Origin of the sequence: Phyllobacterium sp. CL33Tsu (genome assembly GCF_900113985.1) — a bacterium.
Classification (GTDB): Bacteria; Pseudomonadota; Alphaproteobacteria; order Rhizobiales; family Rhizobiaceae; genus Phyllobacterium; species Phyllobacterium pellucidum.
Genome location: NZ_FORJ01000003.1, coordinates 342119 through 366902 on the forward strand (window position 1 = coordinate 342119; position 24784 = coordinate 366902).

At 57.3% G+C, this 24784-nt stretch carries 29 protein-coding genes; 16 read left to right on the forward strand and 13 right to left on the reverse strand.

The window, feature by feature from the left end; genetic code table 11:
- Positions 1-105 precede the first annotated feature (105 nt).
- The gene (locus tag BM074_RS14310) at positions 106-375 is read left to right on the forward strand and encodes a hypothetical protein (RefSeq protein WP_091922844.1); all 270 of its coding nucleotides are present in this window, start codon (positions 106-108) and stop codon (positions 373-375) included.
- A 13-nt stretch (positions 376-388) separates the two neighbouring features.
- On the opposite strand, the gene BM074_RS14315 is transcribed toward BM074_RS14310, so the two are convergent.
- Entirely contained in the window at positions 389-1849 is a 1461-nt protein-coding gene (locus BM074_RS14315) for a DHA2 family efflux MFS transporter permease subunit (protein WP_091922846.1), read from the reverse strand.
- A gap of 178 nt (positions 1850-2027) precedes the next feature.
- The gene (locus tag BM074_RS14320) at positions 2028-2297 is read right to left on the reverse strand and encodes a hypothetical protein (RefSeq protein WP_139217673.1); all 270 of its coding nucleotides are present in this window, start codon (positions 2295-2297) and stop codon (positions 2028-2030) included.
- Positions 2298-2690: 393 nt separating this feature from the next.
- On the opposite strand from BM074_RS14320, the gene BM074_RS14325 reads away from it, so the two are divergent.
- From BM074_RS14325 to BM074_RS14340, 4 genes are all read left to right on the forward strand, one after another.
- Positions 2691-3179, forward strand: a complete 489-nt coding sequence (locus tag BM074_RS14325) for a tetratricopeptide repeat protein (protein WP_139217680.1) — start codon at positions 2691-2693, stop codon at positions 3177-3179.
- A 40-nt stretch (positions 3180-3219) separates the two neighbouring features.
- Positions 3220-3873, forward strand: coding sequence for an RNA polymerase sigma factor (locus tag BM074_RS14330; protein ID WP_051615397.1), 654 nt, complete (start codon positions 3220-3222; stop codon positions 3871-3873).
- Positions 3873-4673 carry an anti-sigma factor family protein gene (locus BM074_RS14335; RefSeq protein WP_244532862.1) on the forward strand — a complete coding sequence of 267 codons (801 nt, stop codon included), beginning with the start codon at positions 3873-3875 and terminating at the stop codon, positions 4671-4673. The genes BM074_RS14330 and BM074_RS14335 overlap by 1 nt, the downstream gene beginning before the upstream one ends.
- 78 nt (positions 4674-4751) lie before the next feature.
- Positions 4752-6464, forward strand: coding sequence for an AMP-binding protein (locus BM074_RS14340; RefSeq protein ID WP_091922852.1), 1713 nt, complete (start codon positions 4752-4754; stop codon positions 6462-6464).
- Here the strand turns inward: BM074_RS14340 and BM074_RS14345 are convergent, their stop codons facing one another.
- The 3 genes from BM074_RS14345 to BM074_RS14355 all read right to left on the reverse strand — a co-directional run bounded on the left by BM074_RS14345 (position 6465) and on the right by BM074_RS14355 (position 10646).
- Entirely contained in the window at positions 6465-7310 is an 846-nt protein-coding gene (locus tag BM074_RS14345; RefSeq protein WP_091922854.1) for an alpha/beta fold hydrolase, read from the reverse strand. It abuts the gene before it with no gap.
- A gap of 133 nt (positions 7311-7443) precedes the next feature.
- Positions 7444-7815, reverse strand: a complete 372-nt coding sequence (locus BM074_RS14350; protein WP_091922856.1) for a COG4315 family predicted lipoprotein — start codon at positions 7813-7815, stop codon at positions 7444-7446.
- Between the two features lie 260 nt (positions 7816-8075).
- Positions 8076-10646 (reverse strand): autotransporter family protein, encoded by a 2571-nt coding sequence (locus tag BM074_RS14355; protein ID WP_091922858.1) that lies wholly within the window; start codon positions 10644-10646, stop codon positions 8076-8078.
- Positions 10647-10912: 266 nt separating this feature from the next.
- Between BM074_RS14355 and BM074_RS14360 the strand changes: the two genes are divergently transcribed.
- Complete coding sequence (locus tag BM074_RS14360) at positions 10913-11158, forward strand: hypothetical protein (RefSeq protein ID WP_027233266.1); 246 nt, start codon at positions 10913-10915, stop codon at positions 11156-11158.
- A gap of 6 nt (positions 11159-11164) precedes the next feature.
- Here the strand turns inward: BM074_RS14360 and BM074_RS14365 are convergent, their stop codons facing one another.
- Positions 11165-11632: a flavin reductase family protein gene (locus BM074_RS14365; protein ID WP_228019445.1), complete on the reverse strand. Its 468-nt coding sequence runs from the start codon at positions 11630-11632 to the stop codon at positions 11165-11167.
- Between the two features lie 431 nt (positions 11633-12063).
- Here BM074_RS14365 and BM074_RS23045 point away from each other — a divergent pair, with 431 nt between their 5' ends.
- The 3 genes from BM074_RS23045 to BM074_RS23050 all read left to right on the forward strand — a co-directional run bounded on the left by BM074_RS23045 (position 12064) and on the right by BM074_RS23050 (position 13673).
- A complete protein-coding gene (locus BM074_RS23045; protein WP_155810951.1) occupies positions 12064-12207 on the forward strand; it encodes a hypothetical protein in 144 nt (47 codons plus the stop codon).
- 49 nt (positions 12208-12256) lie between these two features.
- Positions 12257-13345, forward strand: coding sequence for an alkene reductase (locus BM074_RS14370; RefSeq protein ID WP_091922861.1), 1089 nt, complete (start codon positions 12257-12259; stop codon positions 13343-13345).
- 169 nt (positions 13346-13514) lie between these two features.
- Positions 13515-13673: a hypothetical protein gene (locus BM074_RS23050; RefSeq protein WP_153667455.1), complete on the forward strand. Its 159-nt coding sequence runs from the start codon at positions 13515-13517 to the stop codon at positions 13671-13673.
- A 260-nt stretch (positions 13674-13933) separates the two neighbouring features.
- On the opposite strand, the gene BM074_RS14375 is transcribed toward BM074_RS23050, so the two are convergent.
- Positions 13934-14410 (reverse strand): host attachment family protein, encoded by a 477-nt coding sequence (locus BM074_RS14375; RefSeq protein WP_228018319.1) that lies wholly within the window; start codon positions 14408-14410, stop codon positions 13934-13936.
- A 192-nt stretch (positions 14411-14602) separates the two neighbouring features.
- Here BM074_RS14375 and BM074_RS14380 point away from each other — a divergent pair, with 192 nt between their 5' ends.
- From BM074_RS14380 to bfr, 7 genes are all read left to right on the forward strand, one after another.
- Positions 14603-14782 carry a hypothetical protein gene (locus BM074_RS14380; protein ID WP_091922863.1) on the forward strand — a complete coding sequence of 60 codons (180 nt, stop codon included), beginning with the start codon at positions 14603-14605 and terminating at the stop codon, positions 14780-14782.
- A gap of 100 nt (positions 14783-14882) precedes the next feature.
- On the forward strand, positions 14883-15245 hold the full coding sequence (locus BM074_RS14385) for a putative quinol monooxygenase (protein WP_091923033.1): 363 nt from the start codon (positions 14883-14885) through the stop codon (positions 15243-15245).
- A 114-nt stretch (positions 15246-15359) separates the two neighbouring features.
- Complete coding sequence (locus tag BM074_RS14390) at positions 15360-15590, forward strand: hypothetical protein (RefSeq protein ID WP_036815271.1); 231 nt, start codon at positions 15360-15362, stop codon at positions 15588-15590.
- A 298-nt stretch (positions 15591-15888) separates the two neighbouring features.
- Positions 15889-16134: a hypothetical protein gene (locus BM074_RS14395; RefSeq protein WP_027233260.1), complete on the forward strand. Its 246-nt coding sequence runs from the start codon at positions 15889-15891 to the stop codon at positions 16132-16134.
- A gap of 188 nt (positions 16135-16322) precedes the next feature.
- The gene (gene rirA / locus BM074_RS14400; protein WP_027233259.1) at positions 16323-16784 is read left to right on the forward strand and encodes an iron-responsive transcriptional regulator RirA; all 462 of its coding nucleotides are present in this window, start codon (positions 16323-16325) and stop codon (positions 16782-16784) included.
- 560 nt (positions 16785-17344) lie between these two features.
- Complete coding sequence (locus BM074_RS14405) at positions 17345-17656, forward strand: (2Fe-2S)-binding protein (protein WP_081815984.1); 312 nt, start codon at positions 17345-17347, stop codon at positions 17654-17656.
- Positions 17622-18107, forward strand: coding sequence for a bacterioferritin (gene bfr, locus BM074_RS14410; RefSeq protein ID WP_027233257.1), 486 nt, complete (start codon positions 17622-17624; stop codon positions 18105-18107). The genes BM074_RS14405 and bfr overlap by 35 nt, the downstream gene beginning before the upstream one ends.
- A gap of 63 nt (positions 18108-18170) precedes the next feature.
- On the opposite strand, the gene BM074_RS14415 is transcribed toward bfr, so the two are convergent.
- From BM074_RS14415 to pcsA, 6 genes are all read right to left on the reverse strand, one after another.
- Positions 18171-19238 carry a BMP family ABC transporter substrate-binding protein gene (locus BM074_RS14415; protein ID WP_027233256.1) on the reverse strand — a complete coding sequence of 356 codons (1068 nt, stop codon included), beginning with the start codon at positions 19236-19238 and terminating at the stop codon, positions 18171-18173.
- Between the two features lie 49 nt (positions 19239-19287).
- On the reverse strand, positions 19288-20208 hold the full coding sequence (locus BM074_RS14420) for an ABC transporter permease (RefSeq protein ID WP_175499025.1): 921 nt from the start codon (positions 20206-20208) through the stop codon (positions 19288-19290).
- A 1-nt stretch (position 20209) separates the two neighbouring features.
- The gene (locus BM074_RS14425) at positions 20210-21301 is read right to left on the reverse strand and encodes an ABC transporter permease (RefSeq protein ID WP_036815303.1); all 1092 of its coding nucleotides are present in this window, start codon (positions 21299-21301) and stop codon (positions 20210-20212) included.
- Positions 21301-22884: an ABC transporter ATP-binding protein gene (locus BM074_RS14430; protein ID WP_091922865.1), complete on the reverse strand. Its 1584-nt coding sequence runs from the start codon at positions 22882-22884 to the stop codon at positions 21301-21303. The genes BM074_RS14425 and BM074_RS14430 overlap by 1 nt, the downstream gene beginning before the upstream one ends.
- 116 nt (positions 22885-23000) lie before the next feature.
- Positions 23001-23978 (reverse strand): quinone oxidoreductase family protein, encoded by a 978-nt coding sequence (locus BM074_RS14435; RefSeq protein WP_027233253.1) that lies wholly within the window; start codon positions 23976-23978, stop codon positions 23001-23003.
- Positions 23978-24715, reverse strand: coding sequence for a phosphatidylcholine synthase (gene pcsA / locus BM074_RS14440; RefSeq protein ID WP_036815269.1), 738 nt, complete (start codon positions 24713-24715; stop codon positions 23978-23980). Before pcsA ends, BM074_RS14435 begins: the two co-directional genes overlap by 1 nt.
- Positions 24716-24784 lie beyond the last annotated feature (69 nt).

The window sequence follows — 24784 nt, forward strand, 5'->3', positions numbered from 1 at the left end:
CGTCCAGAAGACCCATTCATTCGAGCTAGAGATTTTGGCTGGATGGTTGTCCACCCGCAATAAGCGTAAGCTCCCCTACTGATCACATTCTTTGGGGAGGGAATCGTGAAAAGCTATCTCATCTTCATCGTCCCGGTTTGCGCCTTCATCGTCAGCGCACCGATGCCGGGGGAATCAGCCAACAAGCCACGATCTATCGCCGCCTGCAGCGCAGCGCTCCAGAAAAAGGGGCTCACACCGCCCGCTGCTTCCGCGGTCACCACCAATTTCGGCAAGGGCATGTGGATGACGATCCAGGGCAAGGCCAACGGCAACACGCCCTTCGTCTGCAAGACCCATCACAACAGCGTCATTTCTCTCACCATCGATGGATGATCACGACGTAAGATCACGCCTTTCGCGGCGATGTGTTTACCTGATGCCCGCTGATATCGGCGCCCGCGGAATTTGAGAACCGCATGTTCCAGACCGTTGCGGTGATGGAGATCGCCGTGACGATGATGAAAGCGACCGAGAAGTCGCCGAGTTCCGGCACATCGTGGTCGCGCGCAAGCATTGATCCGTGCAGCGCAAGCGCGCCGACACAAATCCCCAGCGACAGCATCAACTGCTGGAACGTCGTATAGAAACTGGTCGCCGAACTCATCTGATCGCGTCCGATCTCGTCATAGGCGACCGTATTATAAGCCGTGAACTGAAACGACATGAAGAAGCCGCAGAAATAGAGAATGACGAAGATCAGCGGCAGCGGCCAATCCGGCCGGAACGCCGCGCACAGCGCATAGCCGAATGTCGAGATTATGCCGTTGACGATGAGGCTGTTGCGGAAGCCGAACTGCCTCAGGATCTTTGGTGCAACCGCCTTCATCGTCATCGACCCGAGTGCCGTCGCGATGACGATCGCGCCGGCCGATGCGGCGGAGAGGTTGAAGCCAAGTTGCAACATCAGCGGCAGCAGGAACGGCTGTGCGCCCTGCGTAATACGGGTCAACGATCCCGCGACCACCGAGGCGCTGAAGCTCGGAATGCGCATCAGCGAAAAATCGAGAATGGGCGACGGGTGCCGCCGTGCATGACGCAGATAAGCAATGCCGGCCATTGCGCCGACTGCGACCAGCGAAGCCGCAAGGCCGGCCTCGCCGCTGCGGCTTGCCATTTCGAAGCCGAAAAGCAGGGAGCCGAGCGATATGCCGGAAAGGAACAGGCCGGTCCAGTCAAAGGGTCCCCGCGCTTCGCCCTTGAAATCCTCTATGAACAGGCTGACGAGGATGAAGCCCAGTATGCCAATCGGGACATTGATGTAGAAAATCCAGCGCCAGTCGAGGTAAGTCACGATCAGGCCGCCAACAGGCGGACCGAGGATCGGGCCGATCAGGGCCGGTACCAGCAACCACGACATGGCCGAAACGAGATTCTTGCGCTCGACGCTGCGCATCAGCACCAGACGGCCCACCGGCATCATCATGGCGCCGCCGAGGCCCTGCACCAGTCTCGCAAAGACGAGGAAAGTGAGGTTCGGCGCGAAGGCGCAAAGCACGGAACCCAGGATGAATACGCCGATGGCCGTGCGGAAAACGGTGCGGGATCCGAACCGGTCGGCAACCCGGCCACTCGCCGGTATGAAAATGGCAAGGCTCAAAAGATAAGATGTGAGCGCGATGCTCATCGCCGGCGCGCTGACGCCGAAATCACGCGCCATTGTCGGCAGCGCCGTTGCAAGCACCGTAGCATCGAGTTGCTCCATGAACATGGCACTGGCAATGATCATCGCAATGATACGGAAGTTCGGCGCCGGTCTCTGAAGCGCGCCTTGAGAGGTCGCAGCAACATGACAAGTCTGATCCGACATTTTTAAGACAGCTCTTTCGATTGGGACCGATTGCGCCGCGACGGCTCAACGGCTGGGAAGACGCGCTGGGGCTCGCAGGAACGGAATTGATATATTAGCGCGCGGCTGCAAAGGCCATAGGGTTTTTTGAAATCCGCTCCAGGCTTCGGTAACAAAATCGTGCGCAGAGCACTGCCGCTCAAACCAGATCCTCGGCGGACTCTGCTGTCCGTGCCGCGTCGAGCGCACGCATGGCGGCAAAGAGCGCTTCCCTGTCCTGCTGATGCGCGTCGAACAAGGCGACAAAGACGGGATTGGTGATCTCGTGCGGTCGGGGTGCCGCCTTGGCCCGCGCCAGGCTCGCGTCGGCAGCGCGTCTCGCCGCTTCGACATGTTTGCTCGCACGTTCGACGGCAGATACGACTTTTCGCGGTGCGCGTTCTTGCTCACGCGCTTTGTTTGAACGCATGTCGAGTCCTGCGAGCAATGATTGCACGAGCGGGGCGCTGGCAATATCGGAGGTCATGGGTTCAGCCGTTCTGCAGTTCATGTGTTTTCGTGAGGTTGAGCTTCTTGTGATTTTCCTTAATCTATAAGGTCGCGACAACGCCCGGAACGTATATCCGATCAAAATTCGCCGCGAATGGAGCAAGCGATTCCCGCGAGCGGAGCGGTTCTGAAATTGAATTGCAAAGCGGCGTTTCGCCGAATACTGCGTGGGCGCTTCGAATAAACCACCTCTCCAAGTGTTCTTTAGGTCGCACGTTCCCTTCCAGCGGAGACTGATCTCATGAGCAACATCTTCAACACACTCTACCGGCAGGCGCCTGCCGCCCTGCTTGGTGCCGGACTTGCGATCGCGATGCTTCCTGGCGCAAGCCTCGCCGCGGGAGGCGGAGGCAGCGACGATGCAGCAACGACGCCGACCTGCCCCAAGGGCAAGGTTTACGAAAAGAAGTCGAAGAAATGCGTCGATAAGACCACCAGCAATGTTCCGGACGAAGACCGCACCGAATATGCCTATACGCTGGCCAAGGCCGGCCGCTACCAGGAAGCGCTCGACATGCTCGATACATTGAAGGATCCGAACACCAAGGAGGCGCTTAACTATCGAGGCTATGCGACACGCAAGCTCGGCCGCACCGATGAGGGCATCTCCTGGTACAAAAAGTCGGTCGCGCTCGATCCGAAATACGCGAAAGTTCGCGAGTATCTCGGTGAAGCCTATGTCATCAAGGGCCAGATCGACCTCGCCAAGGAACAGTTGACGACGATCAAATCGATCTGCGGGACAAGTTGCGAAGAATATCGCGACCTGCACGAGGCAATCGAAAAGCCCTCTAAAATCTGATCCCGATCACGCACGGCTTTAGGAAAACAGCATGAGCGGCATGCCGGGTTCACCAAAGGAGCACAAAGTGCCTGTCGCTCATCTTCAACTTTATGCTTATAGTCGCCCGGACACGGGCGCATCATCGCTGCCCGACGTTCGCAAAGAACGAGTTGGCGCGGAGGCAATCATCGCGAGCGAACACGAAATCAGGGCGAGTTTGAGCCAGCACCTCGCTCGGCTCTGGCGCTATGGGATCGTGCTGTCACGTCAGCGCGACGTGGCCGACGATCTCGTCCAGGCAACATGCGTGCGTGCCCTTGAGCGGGCGAACCAGTTTACCAGCGGCACGCGCCTCGACCGCTGGTTGTTTTCTATCCTGCATTCAATCTGGCTGAACGAAGTGCGCTCGCGCCGCATTCGTATGGGCAACGGCTTCGTTGATGCAGACCTGACGCTGACATTCGACGGTGAACAGGATACCGAAACCCATGTTATGGCCAATCAGGTTTTGCGCAAGGTCAACGCCCTGCCCGAAGCGCAAAGAACGGCCGTGTTTCTTGCCTATGTCGAGGGCCTCTCCTACCGCGAAGTCGCAGATGTGCTGGATGTTCCGATTGGCACCGTCATGAGCCGCCTTGCTGCGGCTCGCGCGAAACTTGCCGAGAACATGGACGAGGACGCGGTTGCCAGACGGACGAAAGGGGGCAGTTGATGAGCGAACACAAGCATCCTGAAATGCCCTCCGACGAACTATTGGTTGCTTTCCTCGATGGCGAACTCAGCGGCGAGGAACGGCGGCGTATCGGAGCCCTGGTCGAGAGCGATCCTGAGGTGGCTGCGCGCTATGAATTCCTTTCGCGCAGCGAGATGCCATTCTACGACGCGTTCGTTCCGCTGTTGGAGAATGCACCTGCTTCTGATTTGGAAGCGATACTTGCGCGCCTTCCCTCACCCAACGCCGCCGAGCCAAGGGGCCAAAACTGGACACGCCGTGGTTTCCTCGCTGCAGCAGTTGCATCTGTTTTTGTCGGCGTCGCGATCGACCGCGCCTATCTGCGCATCAAGGACGATCACGAGGAAGCAGACGGTTCGGAATGGCGCTCGGTCGTCGCCGAATACCTCAGTCTCTATACCGCCGATACGCTGGCGGATCTGGCAAACGATCCGGGAGTACAGACAGCGCAATTGCAGTTGATCAGCGACAGGCTTGGCCTTCAATTGCCTGCCTCCGCTTTGACGCTTCCCGATATACCGCTCAAGCGCGCGCAGCTTCTGCAATATGACGGCAGGCCGCTTGGTCAGCTTGCTTTTCTCGATCCGGAGCATGGACCGCTTGCACTGTGCATCGTCAAGTCTTCACGCGGCGCCTTCGCGCCGCAGGTCGAAAAGCGCTACGGCATGAATGTGGTTTACTGGGCCGATGCCGCCCATGGCTACATGCTCGTCGGTCGGAACCCTGTCGATCAGTTGAGCGGGCTTGCCGAAAAGCTACGCACCGCCATCAGCGCCTGAGCGAAAATCAGCGTGGGTATTTTCTCGGCTTTCGGCTAGTCTACCGGGTCTGTGCCGTTGACCCTGGGAGGAAACGTCATGAGCCCGGCTGCAGCCTTTACGGGCGACGATTCACGTTTAAGCCACGTGCGCGGCCCAAACGAGCCGCCGCTTCTCGACAAGACCATATCGCAGGCGCTCGATGATGCTACAGAGCGCTGGGGGGTTGTCGATGCTCTCGTCGCCGTACATCAGGGCGTTCGCCTGACATATCGTGAGCTCAAGGCAAGGGCGGACGCATTTGCGGCTGGGCTGATCGCCCTTGGCATGGAGCCTGGCGAACGAATTGGCATCTGGTCTCCCAACCGCGCCGAATGGACCGTGACGCAGTTTGCCGCCGCCCGAGCCGGCTTGATCCTCGTCAACATCAATCCCGCCTACCGCCTGTCGGAACTCGAATTCACGCTGAACAAAGTCGGCGTCAAGGCGCTTGTCGCCCCCGAGCGTTTCAAGTCCAGCGAATATGCGGAAATGGTGGAAACGCTTGCACCTGAAATTCGTGCGGGACATGCGATCGTTTCAACGAAATTGCCGCATCTGCGGCACGTGATCAGTATTGGTGAAGGAAAGCGTCCGGGTTGGCTTGCCTTCGACGCAGTGCCCGCATTTGCAGAAAGAGAACACCACGTCGAACTGGAACGTCGGCACAGGGTCATCAGTCCGAAGGACGCGGTCAATATCCAGTTCACCAGCGGAACCACAGGTCTGCCAAAGGGCGCAACGCTTTCCCACCGCAATATTCTCAACAACGGGTTCTTTGTCGGCCGCAGCGTCGGTCTCCAGCCCGGTGACCGCCTCTGCATACCGGTGCCGCTTTATCACTGCTTCGGCATGGTCATGGCCAATCTCGGCTGCGTCGCTCATGGCGCAACCATGGTCTACCCTTCCGAAGGGTTCGATGCGCTCGCCGTGCTGCAAGCGGTCGAGACAGAGCGTTGCACCGCGCTTTACGGCGTGCCGACGATGTTCATCGCCGAACTCGGACACCCGGAATTCGACAAATTCGACCTCTCCTCCTTGCGCACCGGTTGCATGGCAGGTTCGCCCTGCCCGATCGAGATCATGAAGCAGGTAATCGAGCGCATGCACATGCGCGACGTCACGATCGCCTACGGCATGACCGAAACGAGCCCGGTCAGCTTTCAGAGTTCGGCCGAAGACCCGGTGTCGCGCCGCGTTTCAACCATCGGGCGTGTCCAGCCGCATCTCGAATGCAAGGTAATCGACACGGACGGCAACACCGTGCCGCGCGGCACCCCTGGCGAACTTTGCACCCGGGGCTACTCGGTGATGATCGGTTATTGGGACGATGCGGAGAAAACCGCTGAAGCCATTGATGCGGATGGCTGGATGCACACCGGCGATCTCGCGACCATCGATGAAGAAGGCTACGGCAACATAGTCGGCCGCCAGAAGGACATGGTGGTTCGTGGCGGCGAGAACATCTATCCGCGCGAGGTCGAGGAATTCCTCTTCCGCCACGTAAAAGTGAAGGACGTGACCGTCGTCGGTGTTCCCGACCTGAAATACGGCGAGGAACTATGCGCCTGGATTATCCTGAAAACCGGCGAGACAGGAACCGAGGAGGAAATCCGCATGTTCTGCCAAGGACAGATCGCGCACTACAAGGTGCCGCGCTATGTCCGTTTCGTCGAAGCGTTTCCGCTAACGGTGACCGGCAAGATCCAGAAATTCCTCATCCGCCGACAAATGGCGGATGAGCTCGGGGTCGAAGAACAGAAGACCGCTTGATCAATTGTCGATGAAATCGCGGGCGGCCTTGTTGTACCCTTCCGGATCCTGGACCATGGCGAAGTGGCTGGCATTGTCGAGAATGATCAGCTTCGCGCCGGGTATGGTCTTGGCCATGTAATCGGTATGCTCGCGGGTGATCGCCTCGTCGTGATCGCCAAGCACGATGGCAATAGGCGTTTTGATCTTTTTCAGATCGTCGTCGGTCCAGTTTGGCTGGCTTGCCCACATGCCGCTGATCTGCTCGACAAAGGCGTCGTACTGGTCCGGCGTCGGCGAAATCTTCTTATAGACCTGCCCCGCGTGATCTATGTAGCCGGCAAACGTTTTGTTCTGCATGACGTCCGGTTTCACACCGTCGACCTTCGTATTTGCCGCCTGGGCAAAGACCTTCGTCAGCTTCTCGGGATGCTTCATGGCGATATCGATACCGATGATACCGCCGTCGCTCCAGCCGACGATCGCCGCCTTGTCGACCTTGAGATAATCAAGAAGGGCGACGTAGTCGGAAGCCATGAGGTCGTAACTATAGGGATCGGCGGTGCGCGTCGAGCGTCCGTGCCCGCGGCTTTCAGCAACGATGACCATATGGTCCTTGGAAAGATCGGCAACTTGCGCACCCCAGATATCGGCATAGCCGAGGCCGCCGTGGATGAGCAGAACCGGCGGTCCCTTGCCGTAAACGGCATAATACATCTCGATACCGTTTACCGGGGCCTTGCCGCTCTTGTCTGCCTTCGGCATCGGTTGCGGCTCGGGAAGCTGTTCCCACCGTTCCGCGGCGAAAACACTGGTGGTAAGAGCGAAAAGAACTGCAAGAGAGTAGATCAACGACTTGAAGTGCATGATTGTCCTCCTGATTGTCGTAACAATACTCCAGGTTGAAGATCAGCATGTTTACCATGCACTTGCAATCACAGCGTGAAAAGCAAAAGGCGGCCCGTCAGAGCCGCCTTTCTCATTTGCAAAGAATTTGATCTTACTTTGCGACGTGCCAAACGCCACCGACGCCTTCGCCGCTCATATCGCCGGCTTTCTTGTCCTTGGCAAACATGTAGAGCGGCTTGCCATCATAGGCCCACATTTCCTTGCCGTCGGCGTCCTTGACGAGCGACCACTCGCCTTCCGCCTTGGCACCGGTATCGGCGTGGAAGGCCGGCCAGTTCTTCAGGCATTTCGCATCACAGTTGGATTTGCCCTTTGCATCCTTGTCGAACGTATAAAGCGTCATGCCCTTGGGGGTTGTCATAACCTTCCCCATCTTTGTATCCATCATCTTCACCGGTTCTGCAGCGAAGACAGACAGGCTCGTGGCTGCAAGTATTCCCATTGCTACGAGTATAGTCCGCATTTTATGTACTCCCTCTTCAGGGTTGCCGGCAGAATGTCGGCAGAGCCCGTTTTCTTGGCGAACCAAGCCGCTCGCCTCTGTTCAAACAATGCGCCAAATTCTGATCGGAATTGAGGCAGTTGACGCGCGGGATGGGTCACCTGCTATAACGCCTTGCGACGGTCGGCCGTTCCTCCCACATGCCTTTGAACACGCGAAACGGCGCTATTATTCAGAGGGCCTTACAAAATAGCAGCGCCCTCGGGACAACCCGGAAATGGTTACCACTTTACCCGCAGGCCGATATTGCCTTCGACAATCTCTTGATGTGGGCCATCGACGTCGAAAGTGTAATCGGCCACAGCGAAGGCGCTGACATTCTTGGTGAAATCGTGGGTTACGCCAGCGCCAAGTTCGAGCGACGTTGATTCGAGCTCGGTGTTGATCGCATCCGCGCCGAACAGAACAGAATCTGTCCCGCTGAAGTTGTGCCAGAGATTGGCCTTCAAATAGGGCTGAAACAGGCCGGAGGCCGTCTCGTATTTGCCCTGCAGGCGGAACCCGACGCGGCCGATATACCCATCGTCGGTTTCGAACGATACATCGGAAAAGGCATCGGGCTGATCGTCGAGCGACAAATGCTGCCAGATCAGTTGCGCTTCCGGCTCGATATTCCAGCTCTGCGTGAGCGCGAATGGATAGCCGCCCTCAAGCGAGGCCGTGATGCCCGTTCCGTCGATATCAACGCCAATATCGCGCGACGACGTAGAATCCCCGTTGAACCACGAGCCCATCAGCACGGCGTCGACATACCAGCCGGACGGGCCAATATGGGTCCAATAGCCGCCAAAGCTGGTGGTATCGACATTCATCGAACCGACCTGGAGATTTTTCCAGCCGACGGCTTCGCCCTTTACGTCGGCGTCGAAGTTGGAATAGCCGAAGAACAGTCCGGCCATGTCATAATGTCCGCCATTGCTTTCATGGCCGAGGATATCGAGGCCGGCCTGAATACCGTAAAGATGTCCGTCGACGGCGGGATTGACAGTACCGTTCCAGCTTTGATCGGTCGATTGGCCAAAAGCCCTGCCCCAACCTGCGGAAAAATTCGAATTCGACGTAGCGATACTCTGTTCGCCGCGGCGTTCGTGGAAAGTTCCGAGCGTGGCGAGCGCGGTTTCCCGCACTGCCGGCGGAACGACCGAATAGGTCGGAACCTCGATACGATAGAGCGGGATGGCCTCGGTTGGATCATCGGCAACGATGGGCGTTGCGCCAGGCGTGGGCGGTTCAACTCCCGGTGCCGGCGGCAGGATGATTTCCTCTCCCGGTTCTTCGACGGCGGGATCGGGATCGATGGGCGGCGCCGGTGGTTCCGATCCGGGAATGAGCGCCGAGCGCAGGTACCAGTTTTCATCCGAACCTGCCGAAACGCCACCTCTAAAGAGCGCATATTCAAAGGCGCCGGCTGCCACCGCATTGCTTAGGCCGAACGCCGTGCCGGCCGTGGTCGCACCGTTGATCGCCTGCACGACGAGGATACCATCCTGCCGGGTTGCCGCCCCCGGACCATCGAGGTTGGTGACGGCGAGCCCTGTCGTCCCGCTTGCTGCGCCACCCGAAATGACAAGTTTGTCCGCGGGCGAAGCGTCGTCCCCGAGGACCGTCTGCAGCCGAATGGCGCCGCCGCTGCCGGTATAATTGCCGATGACAGTGAAGGTATCCGTTGCTCCGCTGGTGCCATTGGTGAGATCGATGACGCCGGCATTGGTGAGCGAAACTGGCCGGACACCATCGAAAGGCGCGATCGCTGCATTGACGCCGTTACCGGCAAGGAGCGTACTGCTGTCATCTATCGAGAAACTGCCGGTGCCCGTGCCGCTATCGCCAAGAATGAACGTGCTGTCGAGCGTGAATACCGAGCCCGCAGTTAGAGCCACGTTTTCCCAGTTCACATAGCGAGCGGATGTGGTCGCGGTCGTGCTAGCGAATGTCAGCGTATCGGTGCCAGCACCGCCGTTCAGCAACGGCGTTGAGGAAAGCACAGCGTCAGTCAGGTTTTGCAGGGTTCCAGTGTCATTGCCGCCGCCGAGGCTTATGGCACCGCCGATCGTGCCTGCTGTGGTCCAGGTGAACTGGTCGTTTCCCGTCCCGGTCGTCAACGTGCTGCCGATCGATCCACCCGAGACAAAGACGCGATTATCACCAATGCCGAGGTCTACGAAGGTACCAATCGAACCGCCTGACAATATCAAAAGGTCGCGCCCTTGCGCGGCGATCACAAACCGGTCGATCGTGCCCCCCGACATGCGCATTTCATTATTGGCCTGTTCGAGATTGACCTCCCCGATCTGACCTCCGGTCATCGTAAAAAAGTCACCGGCAAAAAACTGCCCGATGATTCTTCCGCCAGAGACGACAGCGGTGTCGAGATCGCTGCCTTGCTCGACGCGCTGGACTGTGCCCCCGGTCATTTTGAACGTGTCGACGCCGGCGCCCTGGGTTATCGTTCCGTTGACGAAGCCTCCCCTCAATTCGACGGTGTCATTGCCTGCACCGGTGTCGAGGTTGCCCTGTATGGTGCCGGATTCGATGAAGACCGAATCCGCGCCCGCGCCGAATACGACCGGACCGTTGATAAACCCCGTTCCGCGAGCCGGCATGATGAGGGTGTTGTTGCCGCCTGTATCGATCAGCGGTCCGCCAACACCGCTGTCGCACGTATAAGTATTGTTGCCGGGATTTGGGACGAGGACACACGCCGCTTGTGCCGATTGGCCCGCTAATAGAATTGGGGGAAGTGAAATGATGGAGGGCCAGAGAAGTCGTGTGCGTACACCATGAAACTTCATGCTTCCCCTCACCTGACACAGTAGCTGGCACAACTCGATTGCTATGCTGGCTCTTTGGAAGACGCTCCAGACCCAACCTATATTTCACCGCCACACTCTACAACCGCAGGTTTCAGTTCGCGCTGCGCTGTGACAAATATGGCGCAATTGTGCGATGCCACAGCCTTTGGGTCACGTTTTGGCCTCCATCGATTGATTTGACTGACACACCATGTTTCGCTGTAATTGGAATGATCAGAATGCCGTTGAATGCTGGAGTACCGAAGATGGACCGCTACGAAACCTTCGCAACCTGGATCTTTATCGTCTTCGGGGCGTTGATCGTAGCCGGCCTGATGGCGTTCGCAATTGCGACCGGCGATAAGCCGGCCTTCCTGTTCGCACTGGCTTCGGGCTGCTCCGCCTTCTTCCTTGGCTTTGCTGTAATCTTCGACCAGCCACGTCTTTACGGGCTTATTCTTTTTGTCTCGGTCGCGCTCATCGGCTGTTCGATAACCGCAATCGTTACTTGACGCCTCTCATTTCCCGGACTGCGGCGCGATCTGACGATAGGCTCCATGCCAGTAGAGCAGCGGCTCGGCATTTGCGCGCAGTGTGACTGCTCTTACCCTGCCGATCAAAATGCCGTGCGAATGCCGTTCGATCGCGTCATCGAGTTCGCAATCGAGCACCGTCAGGGCATGAGCGAGCGCCAAGGTGCCCGTCGAAAGTTCCAGCCACTCGGCATCTTTGTAGCGGTCGATCCCCTTTCGCCCGCCGCGCCCGGAGAAACTCTCGGCCACGTGGCGTTGATCGTGGGCGAGAACGTTCACGCAAAACGTGCCGTGGCGCTGCAGCACCGGCCAGGAGGACGAATCGCGATTGAGACTAACGATTACCGAAGCGGGATCGACCGCCAGCGATGAAACCGATGTTGCGGTAAATCCGGTTCGGTCGTCGCCGCGACCGACGGTAACGACGCTCACGGCACCGGCGAGATGCCGCATGGAATCCTTGAACAGGTCTGGTTCAACGGAAAGCTCGCGGCGGGCCGCGCCCGCTCCCGAATAAAATACGGACATACTTTCCTCATCATAGGTTGGTCGCGGATCGCGAATGAAGGTCGTGCCGCAATTGCACCACACCAGGCACCCGGGCAGCCAGCTTTTGCTTTGCGCCCGATACAACCATTTGGCGATTTTGTTTTGCCTATCCCGACAGTTTGGAGAAATCCAATCTAGTGAGACGCTTTAGACGACTGTCTTGGTAGAGATATCCGCTTTTGACTTGGAGGGTTCAGACGAAATTTAATCCTACCGAACACAGCCGGGGCGCAAAACCCTACCGGAGGGCAGCCGCAAATCGTAATCTCTATCGTGTTAATCGTGTAATCAATGCGTCAAGATAGGCACATGACCAAACGGAGAATCGGTTCCTCATGGCCTCCATCGACTTCGCCCAGCGCACAACCCTGGCCCGGCCCGCTCGCCGATTTGTCCGGGAACGAGCGCCCGGTATCCTGCTTTTTGCAACAGCAGTCGCTTTCCACCTGGCGATCCTGTTCAACCTGCTGCCGGCCTGACCATCCGCTCGAATTTTCCTTGCCTCTTTAATTCATTCCTGATGTGACAATGTCTGCTCCATGCCTGTTTGCGCCGATGACGTTCGGCGACCTTTCCCTCTCGAACCGCATCGTCATGGCTCCGATGACGCGCCGCCGCGCGCTGCACGGCAAGATCCCCAGCGAACTCAACGCCCTTTATTATCGCCAGCGTGCCGGCGCCGGACTGATCATTTCGGAATCGATCGAAGTCGATCCGTTCAGCACAATCGATGTTCCGACGAGGCCGGGGCTCACCAATTCAGACCAGGAATCCGGCTGGCGCCTGGTGACTGATGCCGTTCACGGCGCCGGCGGAAAGATCTTCGCCCAATTGTCGCATATGGGACGCACGGCCCATCCTTCGCAATTGCTTGACGGCAGGCAACCGGTGGGACCATCGGCACTCGCCGCATCCGGGACTATCTACACGTCGACAGGTCCCGAGCCTTACGCCACACCGCACGCGCTCGAAATCCCGGAAATAGGCACGATCGTCGCCGAGTTTGCGGCCGCCGCAAGACGGGCGCGATCAGCGGGTTTCGATGGTATCGAGATCCATGGCGCCAATGGCTATCTGATCGATCAGTTCTTGCGCGACAGCAGCAATATCCGGACCGATCGTTATGGCGGCTCGGTCAGTAACCGGACTCGCCTCCTCATCGAGATCATCGCTGCAACCCAGATGCATTGGCCGGCCGCCCGCGTTGGCGTCCGTCTATCCCCGACAAATACCTATCAGGGGATGAGCGACAGCGATCCTGTGGGCAATTTCGCCGGGATTGCCGCGTTGCTCGATCCGCTCGGACTGGCCTACCTTCACATCGTCGAGCCGATAGTGCAGTCGATTGGCCAGCCGCGGACATTGAAAGGCATTCGCGATACATTCGGCGGAACGCTCATTGTTGCCGGTGGCTATGGGCGCGCTGACGCAGAAAACGTGCTGGCGTCGGGCGCTGCTGATCTCGTTGCCGTGGGCGAGGCCTTCATTGCCAACCCCGATCTGCCGGAACGGTGGCGACTGAGCGCGGGTCTTAGTGCAGCAGACAAATCCACCTTCTATACGTCCGGTGAACGAGGCTACACCGACTACCCGCCCTTGAGCGCAGCAACCGATTAGAAGATTTTTTAGAAAATTCCGGAACCAAGTTCGCGATCTCGCGTTTTAAATGTACTGGTTCCCCCAAACCAGCCCTTGGCTAACCCACAAGCCAACATGGCCCAATCCTCATGCCCCTTGAGGATTGGGCTTTCTGCATGTACCGTCCCCGGCACAAGTGGAGGTAGAGATGTCGATTGAAAATGCCAGACATGCGATCGAAGCCGCGATCCATAGCGGTGATTTCAAAGGCATGGGCGTTGCTGTCTTTAAGGCAATCAATGCCTTGGAAGAACGAATTAAACATCTGGAAGAAGAAGTAGAGCGTCTAAAACGTTCATCGAAATAACGTTATCGGCATCTATTTCTTGAAATTTGCGATACTTGTGGTAGCATCTCCACAAGTTGAGTGTAGCGGTGCCTTGAGCCTGAGCCGCACTGAAACGATGCGCGATATTTTTATCCAGAATCCAGTTTGCTAGAGCCAAATCAAGCCTCAACCCGCGAAACCCCTACCGTCAAGGCAGGGGTTTTGCTTGTGTAGGAAGAGCTGGATTGAAGGCGTATAAACCTTGCTTCCACTGCCGCTCTCCCCCCACGACAAGATACTTAATTCTCTTCTACGATGGCCTGAATATCTGTCGTCGAATGGTTCGTCAGGGTCTTGGGGATTTCGACCACCACCCGGTCCGACACTTCCTTGTGGAACTCCTGACGCATCTCTCCGAGCATAAGCGGAGGCGCGACGATGACGAGTTTCTCAAACTCACCCTTGTGAGCGTGGGCATAGAGTGTGTCAGCGATTTCCTTGGCAAAGCGTTTCTTCGCCATTTCATGCCAATCGGTGTCGTCGACCGCCGCACGGCCAAGGCCGGGTCCGCTGGAAAATCGCCCGGGCTTGTCGGTGCCCTGCTCGCGTGTAGCCGGATTGGCCTGGCTCAACTGGTGAATAATGCCAAGCTGAACATTGTTCATATCGTTCTTGTTGCGCAGAAAAAGTGCCTTTTCTCCGTCGGCAACCAGAACCCAGGTCTGGCGGTTCAAAATGACCTTCACCATCGCGGACTCCGACTGATATGTTGTCATCTGGAATTCCTTTTTACTGGAGTTTCGTGTGGTTGGAAATGTGCACAATGACCAAGCGAGTTCTTTAGCTGATGCCTGGTGGTGGTGCGGCGAGGACGTTGGTCAACGGGTTGCGGCAGCGGAAAGTTCCTGCTTTTTTTCCGAAGTCGTTCTACTTGGCACCCCTAAGCATTTGAAAAGGAATGTAACGCAATGAAGATCGCCCTTTCGATCGTTTCGGTTCTCCTTGTGATCATGGGAGGTATCTGGGCGCTGCAGGGACTGAGCATCCTCGGCGGGAGCTTCATGGTGGGGCAGACGCGCTGGCTCTATATCGGTCTGTTGACCATGATCTTCGGAGGCGTCCTGTTTTTCGTCACGAGAAGGCGCTGACGTCAGAAAAGCCGTTGGTTAATGCGGCTCCATTGGCCTTGCGTCTGGATTTGTTGAATAACGGCTGTTAGCCTCAAAATGCATGGGAGAGATCAATTTTATGACTGCACTTACTATTATCGTTGAATTCGAAACCAATGAGGGCTGCGAAGAGGAATTTACTGCGATTATTCGTGAACATGCCCGCAGGACCCTCGAAGAGGAAACGGGTTGCTTGCGATTTGAAGTGATCAAGCCGATCGAACGTGACGGAACGCCGATCCCGAACAAGGTGATCGTCAACGAACTTTACGCAAACGAGGCGGCGGTTACGGCGCACGAGAACAATCCCCGCATGCCCAAGCTTCAGGCGATGAACGCACCGCTTCTCAAATCGCGCCGTTTGATCCTGGCACAATCGCTTACCGCGCGGGCTGCCGAGGGGTTGAGGCCGCAAGAACTCAACGCCAGCAATGATGACTAAGTTGAAGCGCGCTCATCACCCGAAGGTCCAATTTCAGCCGCGTTCAAATTATGCGATGAGGGCGCGGACATTCTCGATTGCACGCGCTCTGACATCGCGTCGAAAGTACGAAACATGAAGAAACTGAGCCTGGCCCTCCTTTTGCCCTGCGCATTCGCGGTAACCAATTGCGGCGCCATGCGCTGGATGAGCCAGCCGCCCGCGCACAATTCGAGTTGCGCCGGCTGGAACAAGATCCGCCTCAAGCCTGAAACCGCGGTCTATCTTGCCAAGAACGACTTTGCTGCCGGGATCGATATCGATTCTCACAATCTCAACGGCCAGAACAATGGCTGCTGGAAATAAGCGGGCTGGCTTGCCCTTGTATATTGGCATTCGCTTACCTATCTAACTTCCAGAAATTCGCTTCTGCTTTTGACCACGGATGTACTGGCACTGGTATCGAGGCGAATTCGGAAAGGTCGGGAATTCCCGGCCTTTTTTGTTGCCTATCGCACACATGTTCGCTGCATTCCGCGTCCGTCAGCGTATCCGATTGCCTTCGAGGGTGCGAACGGTCTATGAAGGTCTGGCTATCGGCCTGGCCGTTCGGTTTTGACGCCAGCGGGCCGTCTCGAGCTTGTATTGAGAGTGGGTTCCTTGAATGGACAATTTTGAGAAGTACGCTCTGGCCATCATGGTTGTGTTTGGCGCCCTGATTATCGGTGGCCTTATGGCTGTTCATATTGCCTGGGCGCACAAGGCAGGTTTTCTTTATGCCTTGGGCGCCGCGGTGGTGGCATGGTCCGCCGGTTTTGCGGTCCTGTTCGACAAGCCCCGTCTTTACGGATTGTTGCTGCTCGTCACGACGGCACTGATCACGGCCTCGGTCGTCGTACTCGTACGGTAACGCGCCCGATTCTCGGTTCGCGCATAATATGAAACCGGGCTTCATATTATCGTTTACTTTATCAAGAATAATTCTAAACTGCGGCTCAGATTCAAAGTGCATGCCTGAATCCGTGGCGCTGCCAGCTGTCGGTTTTATGCGATAGTTCAGCACCGGTCCCTGGCTCAGGTTGAAAGAGAAGTAATCCGATGCGCCTGACAAGACAGACGAATTACGCAATCCGCATTCTCATGTATTGTGCTGCCAACGAGGGCAATCTGAGCCGGATCGGCGAGATCGCACAAGCATACACAGTCTCAGAACTCTTTCTTTTCAAAATCCTCCAGCCGCTGGTCGAGAATGGTTTTATCGAGACCGTACGCGGCCGCAATGGCGGCGTGAAGCTCGGCAAACCCGCGAAGGACATCACCCTCTTCGACGTGGTTCGGGTGACCGAAGAGAATTTCTCTATGGCCGAATGCTTCGACAATGATGGCGCCGACTGCCCATTGATCGACAGCTGTGGCCTGAATTCCGCGCTGCGCAAGGCGCTCAACGCGTTCTTCGAAGTCCTCGCTCAATACACGATCGAAGATATCGTGGACAAGCGCGACGTGCGCGCCCTCCTCGGTATCGACATCATCGAGAAGCGGCTGGCGGCGGCAAGCTAGCCGCACGGTTTTTCATCCAGCATTGCGTCTTTACGCGGGAGCGCACCGGTCGTGCGCCTGATCGACCAATTCTACGTGAGCCCGACCCGGATTTTGGTTTCGCGGGGCATGCTGTGACGGACCTCCGACAGAGAAGAAGCCTATCATTAAGGCGCATGAGACGTTTTGACACATAACCGGATTTCGCGGGGAATTTGCGGTGCAAATGACCACTGGTGGTTTAACCTGATTGAATTGGTTAGGTTATTTGTCTAGTTTAGAACTATTCTAACTGCTTGAAAACATGACATAATCTCACCACATAGATTTGACACTTATCGCGATAGCCGGTTTTATGTACCAAGCGTTACGGTGACGCATGACCTTTGATGTTTGGGCCTTGAACCCTTGCGATTGGAGGAACCATTGTCTGGTTCGATAGTATCCCCCGTTTTCGGGACAGTATTTTCAGGTCTCTGCGTACAAAACGCTTTTATTTCAATAGCTTATTTAAGCTTTGATGCCAATTTGGTGTCGAAGGCCGGGCCCCTTTCTTCTCAAGAATACGGCGTCGACCCGAAATGCTAGTTTGCCATTGCAATATCATTACCCAGAAGGAAGTCGAGAATACTATCATTGAACTTCTCGACGCCGATCCGTGGCAACTCGTTGTTCCTGCAAAGGTTTACCATGCCATGAAGAAGCGGGGACGCTGCTGTGGCTGCTTCCCAAATGTCGTTGAAACCATCATAAAGGTGACGGAAGAATATCACCTCCGCCATGGTTCGGATGATTCTGTTGCAGTTTCATTCATCGACCGTGTTCGGGAATTGCGTCACCAATACGGGAGTTCACGACATGAAGGGCGACATAAAGGTCATCGAGCGGCTTAACGAAGCTTTGTTCCTCGAACTGGGGGCCGTGAATCAATATTGGCTTCACTATCGCCTGCTTGACGATTGGGGTTACACCAAGCTGGCCAAGAAAGAGCGTGAAGAATCCATCGAGGAAATGCACCACGCTGACAAGATCATCCAGCGCATCATTTTCCTCGAAGGCCATCCCAACCTGCAGTCGATCGGCGCCCTGCGCATTGGCCAGAACATCAAGGAAGTGCTCGAAGCCGATCTTGCCGGCGAATATGATGCGGTCAAATCCTACAAGAAATCGCGCGAAATCTGCGATCAGCTCGGGGACTATGTCTCCAAGGAGCTTTTTGACGAACTCCTGAAGGATGAGGAAGGCCATGTCGACTTCCTCGAGACGCAGATCGATCTGTTGAACGCAATCGGCGTCGAGCGCTACGGCCAGCTCAATGCTGCTTCGGCCAACGACGTCGATTGAACCAGAATTTGCCGGACACAAAAAAGGGCGCCAGCGGCGCCCTTTTCTTTTTTCATAAAGAGCTCATTTCGGAAGCTGGTCATCCACGCCGGCAACGTAGAAATTCATGCTGAGAATGGACTTGTCGTCGGCGGTTTCACCTGCCTTCAGCCATTCGCTGCCGTCCTGCTTCTTGATCGGGCCAGTGAACGGCTTCAGTTCACCGGATGTGATCTTCGCCTGGGTTTCCTCGGCCAGCTTCTTCACGTCGTCAGGCATATTGGTGTAGGGCGCCATGACGACAAGGCCCTCATGCATGCCTTCGAAAACGTTGTGCGACTTCCAGGTGCCGTCGAGGACTGCCTTGGCGCGCTCGATGTAATATGGGCCCCAATTATCGACGATCGACGTCAGCTGTGTTTCCGGTCCGAACTTTATCATGTCCGATGCCTGGCCAAACGCCTTGATCTTGCGCTCCGACGCAACCTGCATGGGCGCGGTCGAATCCGTGTGCTGGGTGATGATGTCGACACCCTGATCGACCAGCGCCTTGGCGGCATCAGCCTCCTTGGCCGGATCGAACCAGGAATTGGCCCAGATCACCTTGATCTTGAAGTTCGGATTGACCGACTGTGCGCCAAGCATGAACGAATTGATGCCCTGCACGACTTCCGGAATTGGGAACGAGCCGATATAGCCGGCAACGCCCGTCTTCGACATCTTCGCGGCGATCACGCCTTGCACATATCGCCCCTCATAGAAGCGAGAATTGTAAACAGCGACATTCTCGGCGGTCTTGTAGCCGGTCGCGTGCTCGAATTTCACCTTGGGGAATTTCTGCGCGACCTTGTTCGTCGCATCCATGTAGCCGAACGATGTCGTGAAGATCAGTTGATTGCCGGCGCGTGCGAGGCGCTCGATGGCACGCTCGGCATCCGCACCTTCGGGTACGTTTTCGAGGAAGGTCGTCTCGACCTTGTCGCCGAGTTCCTTTTCCAGCTGCTTGCGGCCCTGGTCGTGCTGGTAGGTCCATCCGAAATCACCGGGGGGTCCGATATAGATGAAACCGACTTTCAGTTTATCCTCGGCGTGCGCCGCACCCGCCAATGCAAAGCTGGCGGCGACAGTCAGCGCCATCATCAATTTTTTCATTTAGGTTCACCTCTCTGTTAATGCGTATCGAGTTTCGTTTCAGGCCGCCCTAGCGGTCCGGTACGAAGGGTTTGCCGAGCGAAGTCGGGGTATTCATCAACGTCAGCCGCTTGTTTCTGGAGATCAGCACGAGCACGACGATTGTCGCAAGGTAAGGCAGCGACGACATGAACTGGGAGGGTATTCCGATACCCAGCGCCTGCGCGTGCAACTGGCCGATGCTCACCGCACCAAAAAGATAGGCGCCCGCCAGAATCCGCCATGGCCGCCACGACGCAAAGACAACGAGCGCAAGGGCGATCCAGCCCCGTCCCGCCGTCATGTTCTCCACCCATTGCGGCACATAAACCAGCGACAGCTGGCCGCCGGCGAGCCCCGCACAGGCGCCGCCGAAGAGAACCGCCAGGTAACGGATGCGCACAACGGGAACACCAAGCGCATGCGCGGAGGTGTGGTTGTCGCCGACAGCACGCAATGTAAGGCCTGCGCGGGTCCTGAACAGGAACCAGACGACGGCGATCGTCAAAAGGATTGAGATATAGAAGATCGGATCCTGGCCGAAGAGGAACTTGCCGACATAGGGAATATCGGTCAGCCCGGGAATATAGAGCGATTCCATCTTGACCCCGGGCAGGCCGACAAAGCTTTCGCCGATCATCGCCGAAGCGCCCAGGCCAAGCAGGGTCAGTGCGAGGCCGGTCGCGACCTGGTTGGTCACAAGGGTCAGCGTAAGAAACCCGAAGAGCAGCGAAAAGGCGGCGCCCGCCAAAATGGCCGCGCCCATGCCGAGCCAGGCGGATCCGGTCGTCTGGGCAACCGCAAAGCCGCAGACCGCGCCCATGATCATCATGCCTTCGACGCCGAGGTTAAGTACGCCGGAGCGCTCGACGACGAGTTCGCCGAGGGCGGCAATGAGGAGCGGCGTCGCCGCAGTCGCAACCGTTAGAAGAATGGCTTCGAACATGGACATCTCAGGCGCCCTTTGCCACGGCGTCGCCGAGACGCGTTACGAACCTTATGCGGTAGTAGATCAGCGTGTCGCTGGCCAACACGAAGAAAAGGATGATGCCCTGGAAAATGCGGGCTGACTTTTCCGATATACCAAGCGAGATCTGCGCCGCCTCGCCCCCGAGATAGGAAAGTGCCAGAACCAGTCCCGCGGCAACGATGCCGAGCGGATTGAGCCGTCCGAGGAACGCGACGATGATCGCGGTGAAGCCATATCCGGGCGTAATCGTCGTCCGCAACTGGCCGACGGCGCCGGAGACTTCAGCAATGCCGGCGAGGCCGGCAAGCGCACCGGATACAAGGAAGGCAAAGAAGGTAAGCCGGCCCGCGCTGAAACCGGCAAAGCGCCCTGCCCGCGAACTGCGGCCGAGCACCTTGATCTCAAAGCCGTTGAGCGTGCGCGACAGCATGAACCAGACGACGACAGCTGCGATCAGCGCAATAATGAAGCCCCAATGCGCTCGGCCCGAATCGGCCCAGATGGCCGGGAGGATAGCGCTGTCGTTGAACTGCACCGTCTCGGGAAAGTTGTAGCCTTGCGGGTTGCGCCACGGACCGCGTACCAGCCAATCGAGGAAAAGCTGCGCGACATAGACGAGCATGAGGCTCGTCAGGATCTCGTTGGTATTGAAACGTACCTTGAGATAGGCCGGGATCGTCGCATATGCCATTCCACCCGCCATGCTGAATAGCAGCATCAACGGCAGAACGTACCAGCCTTGAAAATCCGGAAACATTACCGGAAGGATCGATCCGGCTATCCCGCCTGCGATCAGCTGACCTTCGGCGCCGATGTTCCAGTTGTTCGAAAGGAAGCAGACCGACAAGCCGACTGCAATCAGGATAAGCGGCGCGGCTTTCACCAATAATTCGTGGATCGACCAGACCTCGGTGAGCGGCTCGACGAAATAGGAATAGAGCGCCGCAAATGGATTCTTGCCGAGCAACGAGAAAAGAATTGCTCCAGCAATGACCGTGAGAAACAGGGCGATGAAGGGCGACAGCGCACTGAAAAGCGCCGAGTGTTGCGGGCGTCTGACGATTTCTATCCGCATCATGCTGCCCCTGCACTCGCCAGGGGTGCGGCGTGCTCGGCACCGCCCATCATTAACCCTACGCGTTCGCGGTTCATGGCTTCGATAGGCACGGATTCAGAAAGCCGGCCATGCACCATCGCGGCGATGCGGTCGGAAATTTCGAAAAGCTCATCGAGGTCCTGGCTGATCACAATCACGGCCGAACCGCTCCTGGCAAGGTCGACGAGCGCCTGGCGGATATGCGCGGCCGCGCCAGCGTCCACGCCCCATGTCGGCTGGTTGACGATCATCACCGAAGGGTTGCGATCAAGCTCGCGGCCGATCAGGAACTTCTGCAGGTTTCCGCCAGAAAGCGCTGATGCATCGGGGTTTTCTGCGCTTTTGCGGACGTCCATGCGGCCTATGATGCGCTTAGCCGCCGAGGCAAGACTGGACTCTGCGACGAGCTTGAGCGCGCCGCCGCCAAGAAACACCTTGCGATCCGTCGCATGGCGCGAAAGAAGGAGATTGTTGGTCAGCGACATATCTGGCACAGCACCATGGCCAAGGCGCTCTTCCGGCACGAAAGCGGCACCAAGCTTGCGCCGGGCCGAAATACCGATCCTGCCAGCATCCTTGCCGCGAAGCCGGATTACGTCGGGCCGCCCCTGCAGAACCTCCCCGGAAATTGCCTCGAACAATTCGCCCTGCCCGTTTCCGGCGACACCTGCGATGCCGAGGATTTCGCCAGCCTGGACGGCAAGGCGGATATCGTGCAGCGAAACCGAAAAGGGGCCGCGCGGCCGCTGCGACAATCCGTTGACCTCGACAAGCGGCAGGCTCTGTTCAGCAGATTTTTGCACCGGACTACGCTCGATGACGTGGATGTCGCTGCCTACCATCATCCGCGCCAGGGAAGCGGCTGTCTCGGCCCGGGGGTCGCATTGGCCCACAACTTTGCCGTGCCGAAGAACGGTTGCCCGATCGCACAGGCGCCGGACCTCCTCCAGCCGGTGGCTGATATAGAGAATGGATTTTCCTTCAGAGCGAAGCCGTTCCAGTGTCACGAAAAGTAGGTCTGCTTCCTGTGGTGTCAGCACCGATGTCGGTTCGTCCAGAATGATAAGGTCAGGGTTTTGTAACAGGCAGCGAATGATCTCGATTCGCTGCCGCTCACCGACGGAAAGGTCGCCGACAAGCGCATAGGGATCGACCGGCAACCCATAGGCATCGCCGATTTCGCGAGCACGCGCGGCGATCGTATCGAGCGGCGTTTTTTCGTCGAGCGAAAGGGCGATGTTCTCTGCCGCAGTCAGCGCATCAAAGAGCGAAAAGTGCTGGAAAACCATGCCGATACCGAGCGATCTTCCCATGGCTGGATTGGTCACCGTGACAGCGTTTCCCTTCCAGGAAATGCTGCCGGAACTTGGCTGCAATGCGCCGAAGAGCATCTTCACCAGCGTCGATTTTCCAGCGCCGTTCTCGCCGAGCAGCGAATGAATCTCGCCGGCGCTAATTCTCAGGTCGATTTCGTCGCAGGCTTTGAGTGTGCCGAAAATTTTGGTGAGCTTGTCAGCTTCCAGTAGCGGTGTTTCAGAGCCGTCTATTCTTTTTTGTGTCATCGTTCCCCGCGGCCAAGACCGTTCCTGATCCTATGCTACCCCGGCCAAACTTGGAAAGTGCAAAACGAGTGGTTGCGGCCATTTGCGCACATTAATCGTGCACGAACATCAGAGGCTTAAGGAATGAGCACGGTCGTGCCGGTCGTCCTACGGGCTTCAAGGTCGCGGTGCGCATTGGCGACATCCTTCAGCGGGTAGGTCTGGCCGACTTCAATACGGATGACGCCCTTTGCAACGAGGTCGAAAAGTTCGTTGGCACCGCTTTCGAGCGCCTCGCGCGCGGCGACGTAGACGAAGAGCGTCGGACGCGTAAGGTAGAGCGATCCCTTGCGCGAGAGAATGCCCAGGTCGAATGGCGGCACCGGTCCGGATGACTGACCAAAACACACGATCATTCCGCGCGGACGCAGGCAATCCAGCGAGCCGTCGAACGTGTCCTTGCCGACGGAGTCGTAGACGACATCGACGCCTTTGCCGCCCGTAAGCTCTTTCACCCGCTCGACAAAATTTTCCCTGCGGTAATTGATGACATGGTCGTAGCCATGATCGAGGGCGAGCTTCACCTTCTCTTCTGAACCGGCGGTGCCGATGACCGTCGCGCCAAGGTGTCTTGCCCATTGTCCGGCGATGAGACCGACTCCGCCGGCAGCCGCGTGAAAGAGGATCGTGTCACCTTTCTTCACCGGGAAAGTCTGGCGCAAGAGATACTGGGCCGTAAGGCCTTTCAGCATCATCGCTGCCGCTTGTTGCAGCGGAATTTCATCCGGGACTTTGACTAGGCGATCGGCCGGAATAAGCCGCTCTTGCGCATAAGCACCGATCGGACTGGTGTAGGCGACGCGGTCGCCGGGCTTCAGCAATCCGGCACCCTCGCCGACGGCAAGCACAACGCCAGCGCCCTCGTGGCCTGGAATCAGCGGCAGCGGAGTTGGCGACGGGTAGAGACCCGTTCGATAATAGACATCGAGAAAGTTGAGGCCGATCGCTTCATTTCGGATGCGCACCTCGCCCGGTCCTGGCGCCCCAACCGAAACATCTTCGTAAGTCAATGCTTCCGGCCCGCCGGTTTGATGAATACGAACAGCCTTGACCATCACGCTTTCTCCGTCCGCCCCAAATTGGGGAACAACTGCATTACGGCGCCGATGAAGAAAAGATAGATCCCTGTAACGGAAATGCCAATGCGCACCCAAAGCGGCGAATCAAGTTCTTGAAACAGCGAGAACGCCCCAAAGCCGCACCAGAGAAAAAATATCGTCAGATTGAGGTTGCGCAAACGCTGCACGCGCACCGGATGCAGGAAATAGATCGGCAGGAAGGAAACGATTGCGGCAACGAGCACGATTGCAAAAGCCACCCATTCACCGGGCCGCACGATAAACAAAGTGAAAACAATCATGTTCCAGACAACCGGGAACCCTTTGAAGAAGTTCTCCTTCGTCTTCATGCCTGTGTCAGCGTAGTAGATAGCGCTCGATACGACGATGATGGCCGCTGCGAGAAACGACAGGCCCTCGCCCATGAAGCCGCGCTGGTAGAGCGCGAAGGCGGGGATGAGCACATAGGTCATGTAGTCGATAATATTGTCGAGGAGTTCTCCCGACCAATTGGGCAGGACGTACTTGACTTCCAGCTTGCGGGCGATGGGACCATCGATGCCGTCAACGAACAAGGCAAGTCCGAGCCACCAGAACATGGCCGTCCAGCTTTCCTCGCTGGCGGCGACGACGGAAAGAAACGCCAGAAACGAACCGGACGCCGTCAACAGATGGACCGAGAAAGCCTTTGCTTGCGGCGCCGTCACTTTCTTGGGCTTGACGCCCTTGGGCATGGTAGGTTTTTTCAAGGGTCCGCGCCAATCTGCTGCATCACAATTAAACGCCTGCCGTTATATCTTGGC